Annotated in this window: 14 protein-coding genes and 3 tRNA genes; 14 read left to right on the top strand and 3 right to left on the bottom strand. The window is 64.4% G+C overall.

Going from position 1 to position 17,798, the window contains the following annotated elements:
* Positions 1–127 precede the first annotated feature (127 nt).
* Genes mvaD through idi form a run of 4 tightly spaced genes read left to right on the top strand, consistent with a single transcriptional unit; the run spans position 128 to position 5,033 of the window.
* Positions 128–1,099, top strand: a complete 972-nt coding sequence (gene mvaD / locus DZK26_RS10805; RefSeq protein ID WP_116896908.1) for a diphosphomevalonate decarboxylase — start codon at positions 128–130, stop codon at positions 1,097–1,099.
* Positions 1,100–1,113: 14 nt separating this feature from the next.
* The gene (locus tag DZK26_RS10800) at positions 1,114–2,163 is read left to right on the top strand and encodes a mevalonate kinase (RefSeq protein WP_181935622.1); all 1,050 of its coding nucleotides are present in this window, start codon (positions 1,114–1,116) and stop codon (positions 2,161–2,163) included.
* A gap of 7 nt (positions 2,164–2,170) precedes the next feature.
* Entirely contained in the window at positions 2,171–4,450 is a 2,280-nt protein-coding gene (locus tag DZK26_RS10795) for a hydroxymethylglutaryl-CoA reductase, degradative (protein ID WP_116896910.1), read from the top strand.
* On the top strand, positions 4,440–5,033 hold the full coding sequence (idi, locus tag DZK26_RS10790) for an isopentenyl-diphosphate Delta-isomerase (protein ID WP_220336975.1): 594 nt from the start codon (positions 4,440–4,442) through the stop codon (positions 5,031–5,033). The genes DZK26_RS10795 and idi overlap by 11 nt, the downstream gene beginning before the upstream one ends.
* 211 nt (positions 5,034–5,244) lie before the next feature.
* On the opposite strand, the gene DZK26_RS10785 is transcribed toward idi, so the two are convergent.
* From DZK26_RS10785 to trxA, 3 genes are all read right to left on the bottom strand, one after another.
* On the bottom strand, positions 5,245–5,949 hold the full coding sequence (locus tag DZK26_RS10785; protein ID WP_116896911.1) for a response regulator transcription factor: 705 nt from the start codon (positions 5,947–5,949) through the stop codon (positions 5,245–5,247).
* A 329-nt stretch (positions 5,950–6,278) separates the two neighbouring features.
* Positions 6,279–7,535, bottom strand: coding sequence for a transcription termination factor Rho (gene rho, locus DZK26_RS10780; protein WP_116896912.1), 1,257 nt, complete (start codon positions 7,533–7,535; stop codon positions 6,279–6,281).
* Positions 7,536–7,788: 253 nt separating this feature from the next.
* The gene (trxA, locus tag DZK26_RS10775) at positions 7,789–8,115 is read right to left on the bottom strand and encodes a thioredoxin TrxA (RefSeq protein ID WP_116896913.1); all 327 of its coding nucleotides are present in this window, start codon (positions 8,113–8,115) and stop codon (positions 7,789–7,791) included.
* A gap of 204 nt (positions 8,116–8,319) precedes the next feature.
* Between trxA and DZK26_RS10770 the strand changes: the two genes are divergently transcribed.
* From DZK26_RS10770 to DZK26_RS10725, 10 genes are all read left to right on the top strand, one after another.
* Positions 8,320–9,618 (top strand): DEAD/DEAH box helicase, encoded by a 1,299-nt coding sequence (locus tag DZK26_RS10770; protein ID WP_181918231.1) that lies wholly within the window; start codon positions 8,320–8,322, stop codon positions 9,616–9,618.
* A gap of 224 nt (positions 9,619–9,842) precedes the next feature.
* The gene (locus tag DZK26_RS10765) at positions 9,843–10,721 is read left to right on the top strand and encodes a type II secretion system protein N (RefSeq protein WP_116896914.1); all 879 of its coding nucleotides are present in this window, start codon (positions 9,843–9,845) and stop codon (positions 10,719–10,721) included.
* On the top strand, positions 10,718–12,673 hold the full coding sequence (locus DZK26_RS10760; RefSeq protein ID WP_116896915.1) for a secretin N-terminal domain-containing protein: 1,956 nt from the start codon (positions 10,718–10,720) through the stop codon (positions 12,671–12,673). Before DZK26_RS10765 ends, DZK26_RS10760 begins: the two co-directional genes overlap by 4 nt.
* Positions 12,663–14,141: a type II secretion system ATPase GspE gene (gene gspE, locus DZK26_RS10755; RefSeq protein ID WP_116896916.1), complete on the top strand. Its 1,479-nt coding sequence runs from the start codon at positions 12,663–12,665 to the stop codon at positions 14,139–14,141. The genes DZK26_RS10760 and gspE overlap by 11 nt, the downstream gene beginning before the upstream one ends.
* A gap of 249 nt (positions 14,142–14,390) precedes the next feature.
* Positions 14,391–15,593, top strand: coding sequence for a type II secretion system inner membrane protein GspF (gene gspF / locus DZK26_RS10750; RefSeq protein WP_147306578.1), 1,203 nt, complete (start codon positions 14,391–14,393; stop codon positions 15,591–15,593).
* Positions 15,594–15,615: 22 nt separating this feature from the next.
* Positions 15,616–16,299, top strand: a complete 684-nt coding sequence (gene ftsE / locus DZK26_RS10745) for a cell division ATP-binding protein FtsE (RefSeq protein WP_116896926.1) — start codon at positions 15,616–15,618, stop codon at positions 16,297–16,299.
* A complete protein-coding gene (gene ftsX, locus DZK26_RS10740; protein WP_147306579.1) occupies positions 16,296–17,240 on the top strand; it encodes a permease-like cell division protein FtsX in 945 nt (314 codons plus the stop codon). The genes ftsE and ftsX overlap by 4 nt, the downstream gene beginning before the upstream one ends.
* Before the next feature lie 167 nt (positions 17,241–17,407).
* Positions 17,408–17,492 (top strand) — tRNA-Tyr (locus tag DZK26_RS10735).
* Between the two features lie 34 nt (positions 17,493–17,526).
* Positions 17,527–17,600, top strand: a tRNA-Gly gene (locus tag DZK26_RS10730).
* 13 nt (positions 17,601–17,613) lie between these two features.
* Positions 17,614–17,689 (top strand) — tRNA-Thr (locus DZK26_RS10725).
* Positions 17,690–17,798: the final 109 nt, after the last annotated feature.

The following is a 17,798-nucleotide window of genomic DNA, read 5'->3' as shown; positions in this document are numbered from 1 at the left end:
GTTCAGGTTTCAGGAAAACCAGACCGAAGCCACCCCTGAACCCTGAAACCTGATACCTTCCCCCACTGCCATAGTGTGGCGCAAGCGCTTATCATGCCCCCTGGCGCTACGCACACACCAAAGCCAGATGAATCAAGCCACTGCGCGGGCCGGGGCCAATATCGCGCTGGTCAAATACTGGGGCAAGCGCGACCCGCAGTTGAATCTGCCGGCGGCCGGGTCGATTTCGATCACCCTGGCCGGACTCGAGACGCGCACGACCGTCACACCCGATCCCACGCTCGGGAGTGACCGTTTCTTTCTCGACGGCGTCGAGCAGTCGCCCGGTCGCGTCGGCGCGATGCTCGACTTGTTGCGCGAGATGGCCGGTGAGACGACGCCCTGCCGGGTGGACAGCTGCAACAATTTCCCCACCGGCGCCGGTCTGGCGTCTTCGGCGTCCGGCTTCGCCGCGCTGGTCACCGCCGGCGCACGGGCTTTCGAACTGGAAATCTCCGAAGACCGGCGCTCCGGGCTGGCCCGCCTGGGTTCGGGGTCGGCCGCCCGCTCGATTTTCGGCGGTTTCGTGGAGATGGACGCCGGAGAACTCGAGGACGGCTCGGACGCGGTGGCGCATCCCCTGCTGGCGGCCGATGCGTGGCCCCTGGAAGTGGTCGTGGCCGTCACCGAGTCGAGCAGCAAGGCGGTGGGTTCTCGTGACGGCATGAATCACACCATGCAAACCTCCCCCTACTACCCGGCCTGGGTGGAAACGGTGGCCGCCGATCTCGAGACGGCCAGGGCCGCGATCGTTGCGCGGGACTTCGAAGCCCTGGCTGAAGTGAGTGAACACAGTGCGTTGAAAATGCACGCATCCATGCTGGCCGCCCGGCCCGGTCTGGTCTACTGGAATCCGGCCACGCTGGCGTGCCTGCACGCCGTGCGCGCGTTGCGTTCGGGCGGGGTCGGCGTCTTTTTCACCGTCGATGCCGGCCCGCAGGTCAAGGCGGTGTGTCTCCCCGGTGAAGGCGAGCGGGTGGTCGACGTCCTTCGCGGGCAGCCGGGTGTACACGACGTCATGGTCACCGGACTGGGCGCCGGCGCGGGCGCGGTGGCTTAGCGATGACGCGCTGGGTGGCAACAGCTCCGGGCAAGATCGTCCTGCTGGGCGAGTACGCTGTCCTCGAGGGTGCGCCGGCCCTGGTTCAGGCCGTCGATCGCCGCTGTCGCGTGGAGCTGGTGCGTTGCAAGGGTGCAGACTGCCAGATCGAGGCACCACAGCTCGGAATCTCGCCGGTTCATTTCAGGGTCGGCAATGGCGCTCGACTGAATTGGCAGGACGCCGTGCCGGTACCGTTTGCAAGAACGGCGGCCCTGATCGACTCGGTGCTTGCCGATATTGGCAAGCGCGGTGGCCGGCCCGGGCCGTTCCGGATGCGTGTGGACACGGCCGAATTGTTCGACGGTGACAGCCGCTCCCCGATGAAGCTCGGTCTCGGCTCGAGTGCGGCGACAGCGGTGGCCATCGACGCCGTGCTTCACGCCGCCTTTCTTGAAGGGGATCGGCAAGAGTCCCGGATCGAAACCATCGCGCGATTGCTGCAGCCGGCGCGCGAGGCCCAGGAAAATGCCGGAAGCGGCATCGACCTGGCCGCCAGTCTTTGCGGCGGCCTGCTGGGTTACAGCATTCGTGATGAGCAAATCGAGGTTCGACCGCTTTCGCTGCCGGAAGGGATCGTGACCTGCTTCGTGTGGGCGGGAGAGCCCGCCTCGACGGGCGAGTTGCTGACGGCCTGGCGGCGATCGCGACAGCACTCGCCGCGCGAGCACGGACGAATTATTGGCGAGATGCAGACTGTGGCGGGCGCCGGCCTGGACGCGGTCGAAAAAGGTGATGTTGAAGAAATCCTGGCCTGTTGGTCGGCTTATGGCGAAATAATGGGTAAAATGAATGATTTGGTCGGCCGCGAGATCGTGACCGCCGAACACCGGATAGCGGGTGGCCTGGCCGAGTTGCTGAACGGCGTCTACAAGCCCTGCGGCGCCGGCGGCGGTGATCTCGGGATGGCCGCTTCGCTCGACGCGAAGTTTCGATCGCGCATGCGTCATCTTTGCCGGCAGGCCGGTTTGAAGACATTGCGTCTCCCGCCGTCGGCACAGGGCGTTCGAGTAACAACAGAGTGATGAGCTGATGGAACGATCCCGGATTCCCCGTTTCTACAAAATGTCCGTGCCCGAGCGGGTGCGGACCGTACGCGATCGCGGTCTCCTCGGTCCGGACGACTACAAGGATCTGCAGTCCGGCAGCCACACGCTGTCGGTGCAACTGGCCGACAAGATGATCGAAAACGTCATCGGCGTCATGGGGCTGCCTGTCGGTCTGGGCCTGAACTTCCTGATCAACGACAAGGAATACGTGGTGCCGCTGGTCGTCGAGGAGCCCTCGATCGTCGCCGCTCTCTCGTCGGCGGCCAAACTCGCACGCGAGTCCGGCGGCTTCGCGGTCGAAAGCACGGAGCCGCAGCTCATCGGCCAGGTCCAGATCGTCGACGTGGCCAACCCCGCGCGCGCCAAGGCCGCCTTGCTGCAGCGCAAGTCCGAGATTCTCAACCTGGCCAACAGCCTGCACCCGAAGATGATCGCCCGCGGCGGCGGCGCACGCGACCTCGAAGTGTTCATCCATCCTTCGCAGGGGCCGGGCGGCGACATGGTGGTGGTTCACCTGCTGGTCGATACTCGCGACGCCATGGGCGCCAATCTGGTCAACACCATGTGCGAGGGCGTCGCCTCGCTGGTCGAGACCATTGCCGATGGCCGGGTCTTCCTGCGGATTCTCTCGAACCTGACCGACCGCGCCCTGGTCAAGGCGCGAGTGCGAATCCCCGTCGACCAGCTCACGGGCAAGGGCTTTGACGGCGAGCAGGTGCGCGACGGCATCATCGTGGCCAACGATTTTGCCCGCATCGACCCTTACCGGGCGGCTACCCACAACAAGGGCATCATGAACGGCATCGACGCCGTGGCCCTGGCGACCGGCAACGACTGGCGTGCGATCGAATCCGGTGCGCATGCCTTTGCCGCCCGCGGCGGTCGCTATGCCTCGCTGACGCAGTGGTTCAAGGACGAAAACGGCGACCTGATCGGAGAACTCGAGATTCCGATCAAGGTCGGCACGGTCGGCGGCCCGCTGCAGACCAATCCGACCGTGGCGCTGAACATGCGCTTGCTCGGCGTGGAATCGGCCAGGGAACTGGCCGAGGTCATGGGGGCCGTCGGCCTGGCCCAGAACTTCTCCGCCATTCGGGCGCTGGTGACCGAGGGCATCCAGCAAGGACACATGACCCTGCATGCCCGTTCCGTGGCGACCGCCGCCGGCACGCCGCCGGAACTGTTCGACACGGTGGTCGAGCGGCTGATCGCCTCCGGCGAGATCAAGATCTGGAAGGCCGAGGAGCTTATCACCGAGGTGCGCTCGCAGACCGAGCCTCCGACTGTCAAGGCAAGTGAAGACGAGCGTCGAGACGAACAGGAGACGCTCGAGGGCGAAAAGCTGGGCGCCGGGCACGGCAAGATCATTCTCCTGGGCGAGCACGCGGTGGTCTATGGCCGCCGCGCCATCGCCGCGCCCATTCCGCTGGCCATCCAGGCCCGGGTCGAGGACGCACGCGAAGGCGTGGAACTGATCATTCCACGCTGGGGTGTGGAGCAGCGCCTGGACTTCACCGCCAAGCATCCGCAGTCCTTCGCCCGGTCGATGGCGCGCGTGCTCGAGGCCCTGGGCCTGAGCGGGCGCGGCATGCGCATCGAGGTCTTTCCCAACGTGCCCCGGGCGATGGGGCTGGGCGGCTCCGCCGCGCTGGCGGTGGCCGTCATCCGCGCCATGGACGCGCATTTCTCGCTGGGCTTGAGCGACGAACGCATCAACGAGCTGGCCTTCGAGTGCGAGAAGGTGGCTCACGGTACGCCCTCGGGTATCGACAACACGCTGGCCACCTGGGGCGAGTTCATGCTGTTTCGCAACGGCGAGCAGCCGCAGCGCGAGGTGATCGAGGTGGCCGAGCCGCTGCCGATCGTCATCGGCATGAGCGGCGTCGAAAGCCTGACTGCGCGCACGGTCGCGAGAGTGCGCGAGGCCTGGAAGAAGAACCCGAATCTCTACGAGCGCATCTTCGACGAGATCGACACCCTGGCCGGTAACGGCCTGGATGCGCTCAAGACCGGCGACTACGACACGCTCGGTGAACTGATGAACGTCTGCCAGGGGCTGCTCAACGCCATGCAGGTTTCCAGCTGGGAGCTCGAGGAACTGTTGCAGGTCGCACGCAACAACGGCGCCGTCGGTGCCAAGCTCACCGGCGGCGGTGGCGGTGGTTCAATCATCGCGCTCTGCCCCGGCGAAAGCGCGCGCGTGGCCCGAGCCATTCGTGAGGCCGGCTACAACGCGCTGGAGGTGCCGATCGGTGGCGCTTGAGCAGGCCGGCCCGGAACGAGTGGTCTCGTCCGACAGCGAGGAGCTGATCCTCGTCGACGCGGCTGACCGGGAGATCGGAACACTTTCGAAGGGCGCGTGTCACGACGGAGAGGGAATTCTGCACCGCGCCTTTTCGGTCTTCCTGTTCGACGCGCAGGGCCGGTTGCTCGTCCAGCAACGTGCCGGCGAGAAGCGTCTGTGGCCGGGTTACTGGGCCAACAGCTGCTGCTCGCATCCGCGCGCCGGCGAGGACATGGACGAGGCGACCGTCAGACGCACCCGGGAAGAGCTGGGCGTGACGGCCGAACTCGAGTTCGTCTACAAGTTCCAGTACCAGGCCAATTACGGGGATCTGGGTGCCGAAAACGAGCTTTGCTGGGTCTATATCGGCCGCACGGCCGAAAGCGACGTGCGACCCAATCCCACCGAGATCGACGGCTGGCGATTCCTGGCCCCGGAAGAAGTGGATGCTTTGATTGCCGACGAAGCAGCTGACGTGGCGCCCTGGTTCCGGATGGAGTGGCGCGAGTTGCGGAAGGCCTACTGGGACCGCGTGGCGGAGCTGCTCCAATCCGGGAAGTAACGAGCCGCAGGGGCGGGGCTCCTAACGCCGCCGTTGCCCCTGTCCCAAGCCGATGGCACCGAATGCCGTTTCTGTCATTCGAAAATTGAGATTTCGAATTTGTTTGGGATTTGAAATTTCGGATTTGGTGCTTTCTTGGTGGAGTCTGTCGTGTAAGCGGTTATCACCTCCACCGGTTTCCAATGCCTCGGCACAGCGGACGCCCCACCGGTCAGGCATCTTCCGGCGTCGCCAGCTTGAATCCCATCCCCTGCACGGTATGCAGCAACTTGTGCTCGAACGGGCGGTCGATGCCCTTGCGCAGGTTGTAGACGTGGCTTCTGAGCGTGTCGGAATCGGGCAGGGTGTCGCCCCAGAGTTCGTTCTCGATCTGCTCGCGGCTGACCACGCGGGGTGATTCCCGCATCAGGACTTTCAGGATGCGCATCGCCGTCGGTGACAGGGTGATGCGCTCACCGGCACGCTCCACACGCATCAGGCGCGGATCGAATACCAGGTCGCCGACCTTGAGTTGGCCCTCGGCGGTCTCACCGCGGGCTCGGCGGATCAGGGCGCGCAGACGGGCGATCAGCTCTTCGGTTTCGAATGGCTTGACCACGTAGTCGTCGGCGCCAGCATTGAAACCCTCGATCTTGTCGTCGAGCTGGTCACGGGCGGTGAGCATCAGGATCGGTGTGGCCACGCCGTCGTCGCGCAGCTTCTCCGCTACGCGTATCCCGTTGATGCGCGGCAGCATCAGGTCGAGCACGATGGCGTCGTAATCGTTTTCGCCGACCAGGTTCAACGCAATCGCGCCGTCGGCGGCAAAATCGACGGCAAAGCCGGCGTCTTCAAGCCAGGCGCCGATGGTCGCGGCCAGGTCGTCGTGGTCTTCGACCAGCAGAATGGTTGGCTGGGGCAGGGCTGCTTCGGACATTCTCTCGCTCCTTCACATCTGTGAAAGCGCAAGTTTAGGCGGGAAATGTCAACGCGGAGTGAACGAGAGGGCGCCCTGGCGAAATTCTCGGGTTGCTTGCCGGTAGAGGACGTTCGCTGGTTAGCTAGTTCGCTTGTTGGCTGGTTCGGCACCTGCCGGATTTTGCGGGGCGGCTTCGCCGCGTAACCCCGACGGTGACGAAAAAACCTGGAATGGCGACCAGTGTCAATTCAGACTGCCCAACCAGCCAACCAGCCAACAGAATCTAGCCGCGCAGGCCTACCAGCCGGCAGAAACGGCCAATTCGGCCGTTCATCCGGGAAGCGGCCTCACCGCTTCATGTAATTGAAGAACTCTTCGTTGGTCTTGGTGACCTTGAGCTTGTCGAGCATGAACTCGATCGCCTGGCTTTCGTCCATGGGATGGAGGATGCGGCGCAGAATCCAGGTCTTCTGGAGTTGGTCGTTGCCGATCATCAGTTCTTCACGGCGGGTGCCGGAGCGGTTGATGTCGATTGCCGGGTAGATGCGCTTCTCGGCGATCCGGCGGCTCAAGTGGATCTCCATGTTGCCGGTACCCTTGAACTCCTCGTAGATCACCTCGTCCATCTTCGAGCCGGTGTCGACCAGGGCGGTGGCGATGATGGTCAGGCTGGCGCCGTCCTCGATGTTGCGCGCCGCGCCGAAGAAGCGCTTGGGCCGCTGCAGGGCATTGGCGTCCACGCCCCCGGTAAGTACCTTGCCGGAAGAGGGCACCACCGTGTTGTAGGCGCGCGCCAGGCGGGTGATCGAGTCGAGCAGGATGATCACGTCGTGCTTGTGCTCGACCAGGCGCTTGGCCCGCTCGATGACCATGTCGGCGACCTGTACGTGGCGCGTGGCCGGCTCGTCGAAGGTCGACGAGATCACCTCGGCGTCGACGCCGCGCTCCATCTCGGTGACTTCCTCGGGGCGCTCGTCGATGAGCAGGATGATCATGTGGGTTTCCGGGTTGTTGGCCCGGATCGCCGTGGCGATGTTCTGCAGCATCATCGTCTTGCCGGCCTTGGGCGGGCTGACCACCAGGCCGCGCTGGCCCTTTCCGATGGGGGCGATCAGGTCGACGATGCGCCCGGTGATGTCCTCGGTGGACCCGTTGCCGCGCTCGAGCAGCAGTTGTTCCCTGGGGAACTCCGGGGTGAGATTCTCGAACAGGATCTTGTTCTTCGAGTGCTCGGGCTTGTCGTAGTTGAGCTCTTCGACCTTGAGCAGGGCGAAGTAGCGTTCCGAGGACTTGGGCGGGCGGATCTTGCCGGAGATGTAGTCACCGGTGCGCAGGTTGAAGCGGCGGATCTGCGAGGGCGAGACGTAGATGTCGTCGGGCCCGGCCATGTAGGAGGCCTCGGCCGATCGGAGGAAGCCGAAGCCGTCTTGCAGGATCTCGAGTACGCCGTCGCCGTAGATGGCATCCTTTTTCTGGGCCTTGGCCTTGAGGATGGCAAAGATGACGTCGTGCTTGCGCGAGCGCCCCATGTTGTCGATGCCGAGTTCCTCGGCCATCTCGACCAGATCTTTGGCGGATTTCTTCTTGAGTTCGGTCAGATTCATCGCTTGAGTGTCTTTAACGGAAGTCTTTGGGCACACCGCGGGCGAACAGGGAGGTTTGCCGGTCGCGGTGACCGGAAAAGGACCATGGTCAGGTTCTATCGCATATTGTCCCGGAGGTCCGGGAAGGGTAACGGGAATTCAGGAACTGCCGGACGGTGACCCGCCCATAGACCGTAAAGTTAGCACCATTCGGCGGCCGAGTCCAGCCGTGGCGCGCAAATTGGCCGGATCATCCGGCCCGGGGCCAAACGCCTCAAATGGTTTCTTCGACGAAGGACTTCAGCGCGGATTTGGTCAAGGCGCCCACTTTGGTGCCCTGGTGCTCGCCGTTTTCGAAAATCATCAGGGTCGGAATGCCGCGAATCTTGTAGCGGCTGGTGACCTGCTGGTTTTCGTCGATGTTGAGCTTGGCGATCTTGAGCTTGTCGCCGTATTCGTCGGCCAACTCGTGCAGAATGGGCTCGATCATCTTGCACGGCCCGCACCACTCGGCCCAGTAGTCGACCAGGACCGGTCCGTCGGCCTTGAGAACGTTGTCCTCGAAATCACTGTCGGTTACATGGATGATGTTGTCGCTCACGGCTCTATTTGCTCCTTGCGGTGGGGGTCGGGGCGGCGATTTGCGTCCGGGCTCGGCAGGAACGGACGATTGACAATATACTATGCCATGCTCGCCTGTGTGTTGACATTCCCGATCAAAACGGGTCTCGATGGCCTGAAGCCATCCATGATCACACGCTAGTTCAAGGCAATCACTCAGAATTTCAAGGACGACATTATTTCCGTGACCGAAAACACTGGCGCCCAGCAGGTGCTGACCGACACCCGTTTCGATTCCTTCGAGCTTCACCCCGATATCCAGAGCGGCCTGGCCGATGCCGGTTTCGAATATTGCACGCCGATCCAGGAGAGAACGCTGCCGCTGGCCCTGGCGGGGCGCGACGTGGCCGGCCAGGCCCGCACCGGCACCGGCAAGACGGCCGCTTTCCTGCTGGCCGTTTTCCAGCGCCTGCTCTCGCCCGACTCGATCGGCCCCGGGCCGAATCCCCGCTCGATCATCATTGCGCCAACACGTGAGCTGGCCATCCAGATCCATCGCGACGCCGAGCTGCTGGGCAAGCACACCGGCCTGCGTTCGGTGCTGACCTACGGCGGTGTCGACTACCACAAGCAGCGCGAACAGATCGCCGCCGGCGTCGACATCCTGATCGGCACGCCCGGGCGCCTGATCGACTACCTCAAGCAGGGCGTCTACAACCTCAAGGTGATCGAGGTGGCCGTGCTCGACGAGGCCGACCGGATGTTCGATCTGGGCTTCATCGCCGACATCCGTTATTTATTCCGCAAGATGCCGCCGGTCGACAAGCGCCAGACCCTGATGTTTTCGGCCACGTTCCCGCTGAAGGTCACCGAGCTGGCCTACGAGCACATGAACGAGGCAGAGACCATCCGTTTCGAGGAGGAGAAGGTCACCAGCGACCGCGTCCACCAGGTGGTTTACTACCCGTCCAACAGCGAGAAGCTGCCGCTGCTGGTCAAGCTGCTCCGGGGCATGGTCGACGGGCACGTAATGGTCTTCGTCAACACCCGCCACCAGACCGACCGGGTGGCGAGAACGCTCAAGGCCAACGGGTTCAATGCCGCCATGCTGGCCGGAAGCGTGCCGCAGAAAAAGCGCCAGACCCTGCTCAAGCGCTTCCACGACGGCGAGCTCGACGTGCTGGTCGCCACCGATGTGGCCGCACGCGGTCTGCACATCCCCGACGTCAGCCACGTGATCAATTACGACATGCCGCAGGAAGCCGCCGACTACGTCCACCGCATCGGCCGCACGGCCCGCCTGGGCGCAACGGGTGATGCCATCAGCTTCGCCTGCGAAGACTACGCCTTCCACCTGCCCGAGGTCGAGGAATACATCGGAATGCAGCTGCCCGTCGAGCAGCACGATCCCGACGATCTGCCCGAACTCGAGCGCCCGGCGCCGCCGCCCAGGAAGAGCGGCAAGAAGCACGGCGGCCGGCACGGCGGTGGAAGAGGTCGGGGCGGACCGAACAGGGGCAGCGGTTCGGGTCACAGGAGATGAGGCCGGATACCCGACTGCCACCCGCGTAATCGGGGTCATATCCCCAACGGACGATCTGTCGGCCCTGAACACGCTTGGCTACGTGCGCTCATGCTTGGGGAGTTGCGTTTCTTCAACCAGCGAACAAGCCAACCAGCGAACCAGCCAACCAGACAACGGTCCTCCCCGTCTGTGCTAATCTCCCGCCAGATGCAATCCCCGGAGCCGAATCGTTCGTGTCCGCCATGATGTCACCCGCCTGGTCATCGCGACTGGCCATGCTGAGCAGCGCGGTACTGGCGCTGGCGGTGGTCTGGCTGGCGGTGCGGTCGATGTGGCTGGTGCTCGGCGGTGTTTCCGTCGAATCGGCACAGGCGTTGCCGGTTCCGCAGCTGCCCGAAGTCGGCGGTGCCAGCGGCGAGTTTCGCTGGAATTTGTTCGGCCGCTCCGCTTCGCCCGCGGTAACACTGCAGCCGGTTCCGGTATCCGATAGTCGCTTGCGCCTGAAAGGTGTCGTGGCCGGCAAGCGGGGTTACGCCATCATCTCGATCGATGGGTCGGGCGAGGATGTCTTTCGCGCAGGTGACGAGCTGCCCGGAGGCGGTGAAGTGGAAGCCATCGAGTCACGCCGGGTGATCATCCTGCGCGACGGTCGCCGCGAGACGCTGGCCATGGATCCCGATGCCGCGAGCGGGGCCCGGCGGGCAAGCCGCACGTCCGGATCCGAACAGGTTGCCGAGGAGCCGTCGCGGCAGCTGCCCGGTATTCGCGGATTCAGCGCGCCGGAAGGTGCCAGCGTCGCCTCGTTGCCCGAGGCTGCGCGCTCGGCCGGGCTGGACGCCGGAGAGCTGGCCCAGTCCATTTCGGTCATGCCGGTTTCCGGCGGCGGTTTTCGGGTCAGGCCCGGCCGCAACGCCCGCCTGTTCCAGGCCCTGGGCCTGGAAGTCAACGACGTCGTTCTGGCGGTCAACGGCCAGCCGCTGGAGTCGGCGCAGGCCGTGCGGGGCCTGTTCTCCGACGTCATGTCGAGCGGGGAAGTGTCGATCAAGGTGCGTCGCGGCGAACGGGAAATGACGCTGCGGCCCGATCTCGAGCAAATCATGGGGAGTCTGCAATCAAAATGATGCGATCAATTCGACTGGCTGCCGTCCTGCTGGCGCTGTCGCTACCGGCATTGGCGCAGGATGCGGCCGAAGATAACGGCCACGTGCTCAACTTCAAGGACGCCGACATCCGGGCCCTGATCACGACCGTGGCCGACATGACCGGGCGTTCGATCATCGTCGATCCGCAGGTATCCGGACAGGTCACCGTGATTTCCTCGCAATCGCTCGACGACGAGGAAGTCTGGCAGGTTTTCCAGTCCATTCTGCGCGTTCACGGATACGCCGCCGTGGGCGATGACGAGACCGTGCGGGTGGTACCCGACGTCAATGCCCGCCAGGACGGGCGCGTTCCCGTCGACGACATGCGCGGCGGCGGCGACGAGCCGGTCACGCGCATCATCAAGCTCGAGCACGTCGACGCCGGCGAGGTCTCGCAACTGCTGCGCCAGTTGCTGCCGCAGTCGGCCTACATGGTGCACCACGAAAGCTCGAACAGCCTGATCGTCAGTGACCGGGCCACAAACATCCGGCGCATCGAGACCATCATCGAACGACTGGATGCGGCCATCGATCAGGAGGTCGAGGTGATTGCCCTGTCGCATGCCGATGCCGCCGATGTCGTGCAACTGATCAACCAGATCTACCCGGCCAACGGCGGGGCGCAGTCGGCGGTGGCGGACCAGCGCAGCAATACCGTCGTGCTTTCCGGCGACCCCGCCCGGCGCCTGCGTTTGCGCACCCTGATTAGCCACCTGGATACACCGCTGGAGTCCGAAGGCAGCACGCGGGTGATCTACCTGCGCTACGCCACGGCCGACACCCTGGTTCCGGTACTCGAAGGCATGCTGGAACTCGATTCGGAGGAAGGGGCGAAGGCGCGCATTCAGGCCCACGGCGAGACCAACGCCCTGGTCGTGACGGCGCCGCCTTCGACTTTCCGGTCGATCGAGTCGGTCGTCGACCAACTCGACGTCCGTCGCGCCCAGGTGCTGGTCGAGGCGATCATCGCCGAAGTGGCCGTGGACACCAGCCGGGAACTGGGTATCCAGTGGCAGGCTTTCGAGTCGGGCGATTCCGGATTCTTCGGCGGAACCAATTTCGAGTCCGGCGGCAACAACATCATCAATCTCAGCGCCGGTCTCGGCAGCGGTGAGAACGGCAACATGCTGCTGCCCGGCCGCGGCCTGAATCTCGGTTATGTGGGCGGAACGACCAGCCTGCTCGGCATGGAGTTGCTCGAGATCGGCGGTCTGGCCCGGGCGCTGGCCAGCGATTCCAATACCAACGTGCTGTCCACACCCTCGATCGTGACCCTGGACAACCACGAGGCGAGCATCAACGTCGGCCAGGAAGTACCGTTCCTGTCGGGCAGTTTCTCCAGTCAGGGTCTGTCGACGAGCGAAGGCCAGGTCAATCCCTTTCAGACCATCAACCGTGAAGAAATCGGCGTCAAGCTCAACGTTACCCCGCACATCAATGAGGGTGACGCCGTCATGCTCAACATCTCGCAGGAGGTCTCGACCCTGGCGCCCTCGACCGGCGCGGTCGATTTGATTACCGACAAGCGCACGATCTCCACGCGCGTGATGGTGCCCGACGGTTCGATCCTGGTGCTGGGTGGTCTGATGAGCGACGATCTGCAGGAGGGGCGTGAAGAGGTGCCGGGGCTGGGGCGTATCCCCCTGCTCGGCGAGCTGTTCCGCTACCGAACCAGCAGCAAGGTCAAGCGCAACCTGATGGTGTTCATCCGGCCGCAGATCCTGCACGACGAGGCCTTGATGGACAGCATTACACGTTCGAAATACACCCGGATCCGCGACCTGCAGCTTGATCAGCGCGAGTCGGTCGATGGTTTGGGGCGCAAGGAACAGATGCCGCTGCTGCCCGAACTCGAAGCGTTCATGCAGGCTGCACCGGAGACACCGAGTGGCTCGGGCCAGTCGGGTGATTCGAGTCGCGATGACCAGTGAGTTCCGGCCGGCCTATGGCTTTGCGCGCAAGCGCGGTGTCACGGTGGCCGGACGCGACGGCCAGGGCCGGACGCGGCTGGTGGTGCGCGAACCGATCGACGTGGCTGCCGTGCAGGAAGTCCGCCGCCGGCTCGACGGGCCGGTTCAGATCGAGCGCCAGTCGAAGGCGGATTTCGACCGCCTGATAACCGGGCTCTACGAGGCCGACGACACTTCGGCCCGGCACGCCGCCGAGGATCTGGGCGAGGAACTCGACTTGGCGCGCCTGGCCGAGGATCTGCCGGAGCCGGCCGATCTCCTCGAATCCGAAGACGACGCCCCGATCATCCGCCTGATCAACGGTGTGCTCACCCAGGCCATTCGCGAGGGCGCTTCCGACATCCATCTCGAACCCTTCGAGGAGCGCCTGTCGATCCGTTTCCGTGTCGACGGCGTTCTGCGCGAGGTGATGGCCCCGGCGCGTGGCCTGGCCGGGTTGATCGTTTCGCGCATCAAGGTCATGGCCCGCCTCGACATCGCCGAAAAACGTGTCCCGCAGGACGGCCGCATCGGCCTGCGCATTGCCGGGCGTCCGGTCGATGTTCGCGTGTCGACGCTGCCTTCCAACCACGGCGAGCGCGTGGTGCTGAGGCTGCTCGACAAGCAGGCCGGCCGGCTCGATCTGGCCGAACTGGGTATGGACGAGGCCACCCGCGACCGGATGGAGTCTCTGATCCAGCGCCCGCACGGCATCCTGCTGGTGACCGGCCCGACCGGTTCGGGCAAGTCGACCACGTTGTATGCCGCGCTGATGCGGCTCAACGATCGCAGCCGCAATATCATGACCGTCGAGGATCCGATCGAATACGATCTCGACGGTGTCGGCCAGACGCAGGTCAATCCCAAGGTGGACCTGACCTTCGCCCGTGGCCTGCGCGCCATTCTGCGCCAGGATCCGGATGTGGTGATGGTGGGCGAAATCCGGGATCTCGAGACTGCGCGAATCGCGGTACAGGCCAGCCTGACCGGCCACCTGGTGCTGTCGACCCTGCATACCAACACGGCGGTGGGCGCCATCGCACGCCTGGTCGACATGGGTGTCGAGCCCTTCCTGCTGGCTTCCAGCCTGATCGGCGTGCTGGCCCAGCGCCTCGTGCGCGTGCTCGATCCGGCTACGCGCGAGGCCTACACGATCGACGTTGCCGAACTCGAGCGCCTGGGCGTGAATGCCGGCGAGCCGGTCACGCTTTACCGGCCAGGGGACGACTTGCCGGCCGACCAGTCCGGCTATCACGGCCGCACAGGGATTTACGAACTGGTGCCGGTCAACGAGGCCATGCGCAAACTGATCCACGACGGCGCCTCGGAGCAGGCCCTGGACGATCTGGCACGCGAGCTTTCTCCGTCGATCTTCGCCGACGGCTGGCGCAAGGCGCTGGCGGGAAAGACCTCGCTGGAGGAGGTGTTGCGTGTAACGAGGACGGCTTGACGAACGTCAAATCCGAAATCCGAAGCACCAAATACGAAACAAATTCGAAATTCGAATGACCGAAACGGTTGCCATTTCAACGATCCCAGACATTGACTCGCTCGCCTCGATGAGGCGATTCCGTTGCTCGCCGTACTTTTCGAATTTGGTGCTTCGGATTTCGAATTTCGGCCTGAACCTGACTGCTGTGCAACCAGCTGCCCCCACGGACTGCACACCCGGCACCACGCGACCCGACGGCACACCCTGATGCAAGCATACGAATACCAGGCACTGACCGATACCGGCTCGACCGCCCGCGGGGTGGTCCAGGCCGACAGTGCGCGCGCAGCGCGAGCGCAGCTGCGCGAGCGCGGGCTGATTCCGCTGGAAGTGCAAGGAGTCGACGAGGGCCAGCGTTCCGGCAGAGCCGGATTCGGCGGACAGGGCCGGGAGCGCGCACTGCTGCTGCGTCAGTTGAGTACGCTGCTGACCGCCGGCCTGCCGCTGGAAGAAGCGCTTTCCGTGCTGGTCGAGCAGGCCGATCAGTCCCGCTCGCGGCGCCAGCTCGGCGCCATCCGGGCGCGCGTGATGGAGGGGCAGAGCCTGTCGGCGGCCATGGCCGAACAGCCGCGACTGTTTCCGCCGCTCTACAGCGCTTCGGTTGCCGCCGGCGAACGGGCCGGCGCCCTCGACGGTGTCCTCGATCGCCTCGCCGGCTTTGCCGAACAGCGCGAGGAAATGCGGCGCAGCTTCTCGCTGGCGCTCGTTTACCCGGTGGTGCTGACCGTCATTGCCATCGCCGTGGTCTGGGGCCTGATCGGTTTTGTCGTGCCGCGGGTGGTCGGCGTTTTCGATCAGGCCTCGCGCGAGTTGCCGCTGCTCACTCGCAGCTTGCTCGGGCTGTCGGACTTCATCGCCGGCTGGGGCTGGCTGCTGCTGATCGTTCTTGTCTTGCTCGGTTTCGGTGCGGTGGTAGCGCTGAGGCAGCCGGGCATTCGCCAGCGATTTGACGCCTGGCTGCTGAACGTGCCGGTTCTCGGTCGACTGGCGCGCTCGCGGGAGACCGCCACGCTGACGCGCACCCTGGCTATTTTGGTGGCCAGCACGGTGCCCCTGGTCGATGCCCTGCGGGTGGCCGGGGAAGTGGTCGGCAACCGGCAGATCCGGGCTGACGTCGCCACGGCCGGCGCCCAGGTTCGCGAGGGCGTGTCGCTGACGCGGGCCCTGGGGCAGTTCGACTGGTTGCCGCCGATGGCCCGTCGCCTGCTGGCCGGTGGCGAGCGCAGCGGCGAACTCGCCCCGATGCTCGAACAGGCTGCCCGGCTGCAGGAGCGCGAACTGCAGGCGGCGAGCCAGCTGTTGCTGGCGGTCCTTCAGCCGGCGCTGATCCTCCTCGTCGGGCTGGTGGTGCTCTATATCGTGCTCGCCATCATGCTGCCGATCATGTCCATGAGCCAGCTGCTTTCCTGAGACCATGGTCACGAGTGAACACATGATCCGCTTCGAGCAGGTCGCCAAGCGCTATCCCGGCGGCATCCAGGCGCTGGGGGACATCAGTTTCGAACTGGGCCGCGGCGAAATGGTGTTCCTGACCGGGCGTTCCGGCGCCGGCAAGTCCACGCTGCTCAAGCTCATCGCGTTGCTCGAACGTCCCAGCCGGGGACGGGTGCTGTTCGACGGGCGCAATGTCGGTCGTCTTTCACGCCGCCAGATTCCGTGGCTGCGAAGGCAGATCGGTATCGTCTTCCAGGAGCACGCGCTGCTCAGTGATCGTCGGGTGTTCGACAACGTCGCACTGCCGCTGGTCATTGCCGGCGTGGCCTACCCGGAGATTCGGCGGCGGGTCAGGGCGGCGCTCGACAAGGTCGGTCTGCTCGACAAGGAGCGTTCGTATCCGCCCATGCTCTCGGGCGGGCAGCAACAACGTGTCGGCATCGCCCGGGCGATCGTCGCCAAGCCGTCGCTGTTGCTGGCCGACGAACCGACCGGCAACCTCGACCCCGAGCTTTCCGCCGAGCTGATGCAGTTCTTCGTGTCGCTCCATGAGCTCGGTACCACCGTGTTGATCGCAAGCCATGACCTGGACTTGATTCGGCGCCTGCAGCGCCGGGTGCTGGTGCTCAAGGACGGCACACTGGCCGACGACGTGCCGGCGAAGCAGGTGACGGTCTCGTGAGCCGGCGCGGGGGCAGTCAATCCGGCGGCGTACCCTGGCCGGGTGGATTGCGGGCCTGGGCGCGGCGGCATGCCTACAGTCTGCTGTCCTCGCTGGGTGCTCTGGTACGCCATCCCGTGGCCAGCCTGATGACGGTGGTCGTGTTGGCGATTACCCTGAGTCTGCCGACCGGGCTGTACATGACGCTTGAAAATGCCGAACGCATCAGCGATGGCTGGGAACGGCTCGACACCATTTCGGTCTTTCTCGACGCCGAACTCGAGGAACGCGACGCCATGCAGTTGGCCTCGAAGCTGAGCGCGCGGCCGGGCATCGTCGCCGTCGATCCGATCAGCCCGCAGGCGGGCATGGCCGAACTGACCGGGCGTCTTCGGCTGGACGACGTATCCGAACAGATCGAGACCAATCCGCTTCCCTGGGTGCTGGAGGTCACACCGGAGAGCGGGCAGAATCCCGAGACGTTGTCCCGACGACTGCAAGAAGCCGATGGTGTCGACCAGGTGGTGATCGACCTGCAGTGGCTCGAGCGCCTGCAGGCCATTCTGGCCGTGCTCGAACGCCTGGCCATCGTACTGGGGGTGTTGTTTGCCGTGGCCGTGGCGTTCGTCATCGGCAACACCATCCGGATGGATATCCAGAACCGGCGCGAGGAAATCCGGGTGCTGTCACTGGTCGGCGCCACAGACGGTTTCGTGCGACGACCCTTCCTCTACTCGGGATTCTGGTACGGCCTGGCCGGTGGCCTGACCGCCTGGCTGCTTATCGAAATCGCCCTGCTTGCGCTCTCCGGGCCGGTCGGACGCCTGAGCGGCGCCTACGCCAGTGATTTCGCCCTGGCCTCGCCGCCGCTGGAGATCATCGCAGTCCTGATTCTGGGCAGCGGAATTCTGGGTATTGTCGGCTCCTGGCTTGCCGTCAGCAGGCACCTGAGAGGCCTTTGAAAATCGTCCGCATTCGGCCGGCGCGCCGAGGGGTGCCGTGCGCCCGGGTATGCGCCTTTTGATCGTGCAAAGCGGTTGACTTGTAAATCTGGATCGGACACAATTGCGGGCTTCGTCTGGAAAGTCGGGTAGTCGGAACGTCCGATCGGGCGTGATGCAGGATTTCCGGAGGGGTACTCAAGCGGTCAACGAGGGCAGACTGTAAATCTGCTGGCTTAGCCTTCGCAGGTTCGAATCCTGCCCCCTCCACCAGAGTTTGAGGTTTGGAAGAAGTCGGTTATTCCGAGCGGGTGTAGTTCAACGGTAGAACCTCAGCCTTCCAAGCTGATGATGTCGGTTCGATTCCGATCACCCGCTCCAGCAATTATTGAGCGCCCACGTAGCTCAGGCGGTAGAGCACTCCCTTGGTAAGGGAGAGGTCACTGGTTCGAGTCCAGTCGTGGGCACCACGATCATCGACAACTTGTAAAGTAAAACAAAACGGAGTGTTGAGGCATGTCCAAGGCAAAGTTTGAACGCACCAAGCCGCACGTCAATGTGGGCACGATTGGTCACGTT

This window comes from Wenzhouxiangella sp. 15190 (genome assembly GCF_003417465.1).
Classification (GTDB): Bacteria; Pseudomonadota; Gammaproteobacteria; order Xanthomonadales; family Wenzhouxiangellaceae; genus Wenzhouxiangella.
This window is presented reverse-complemented; position numbering and strand designations above follow the sequence as displayed.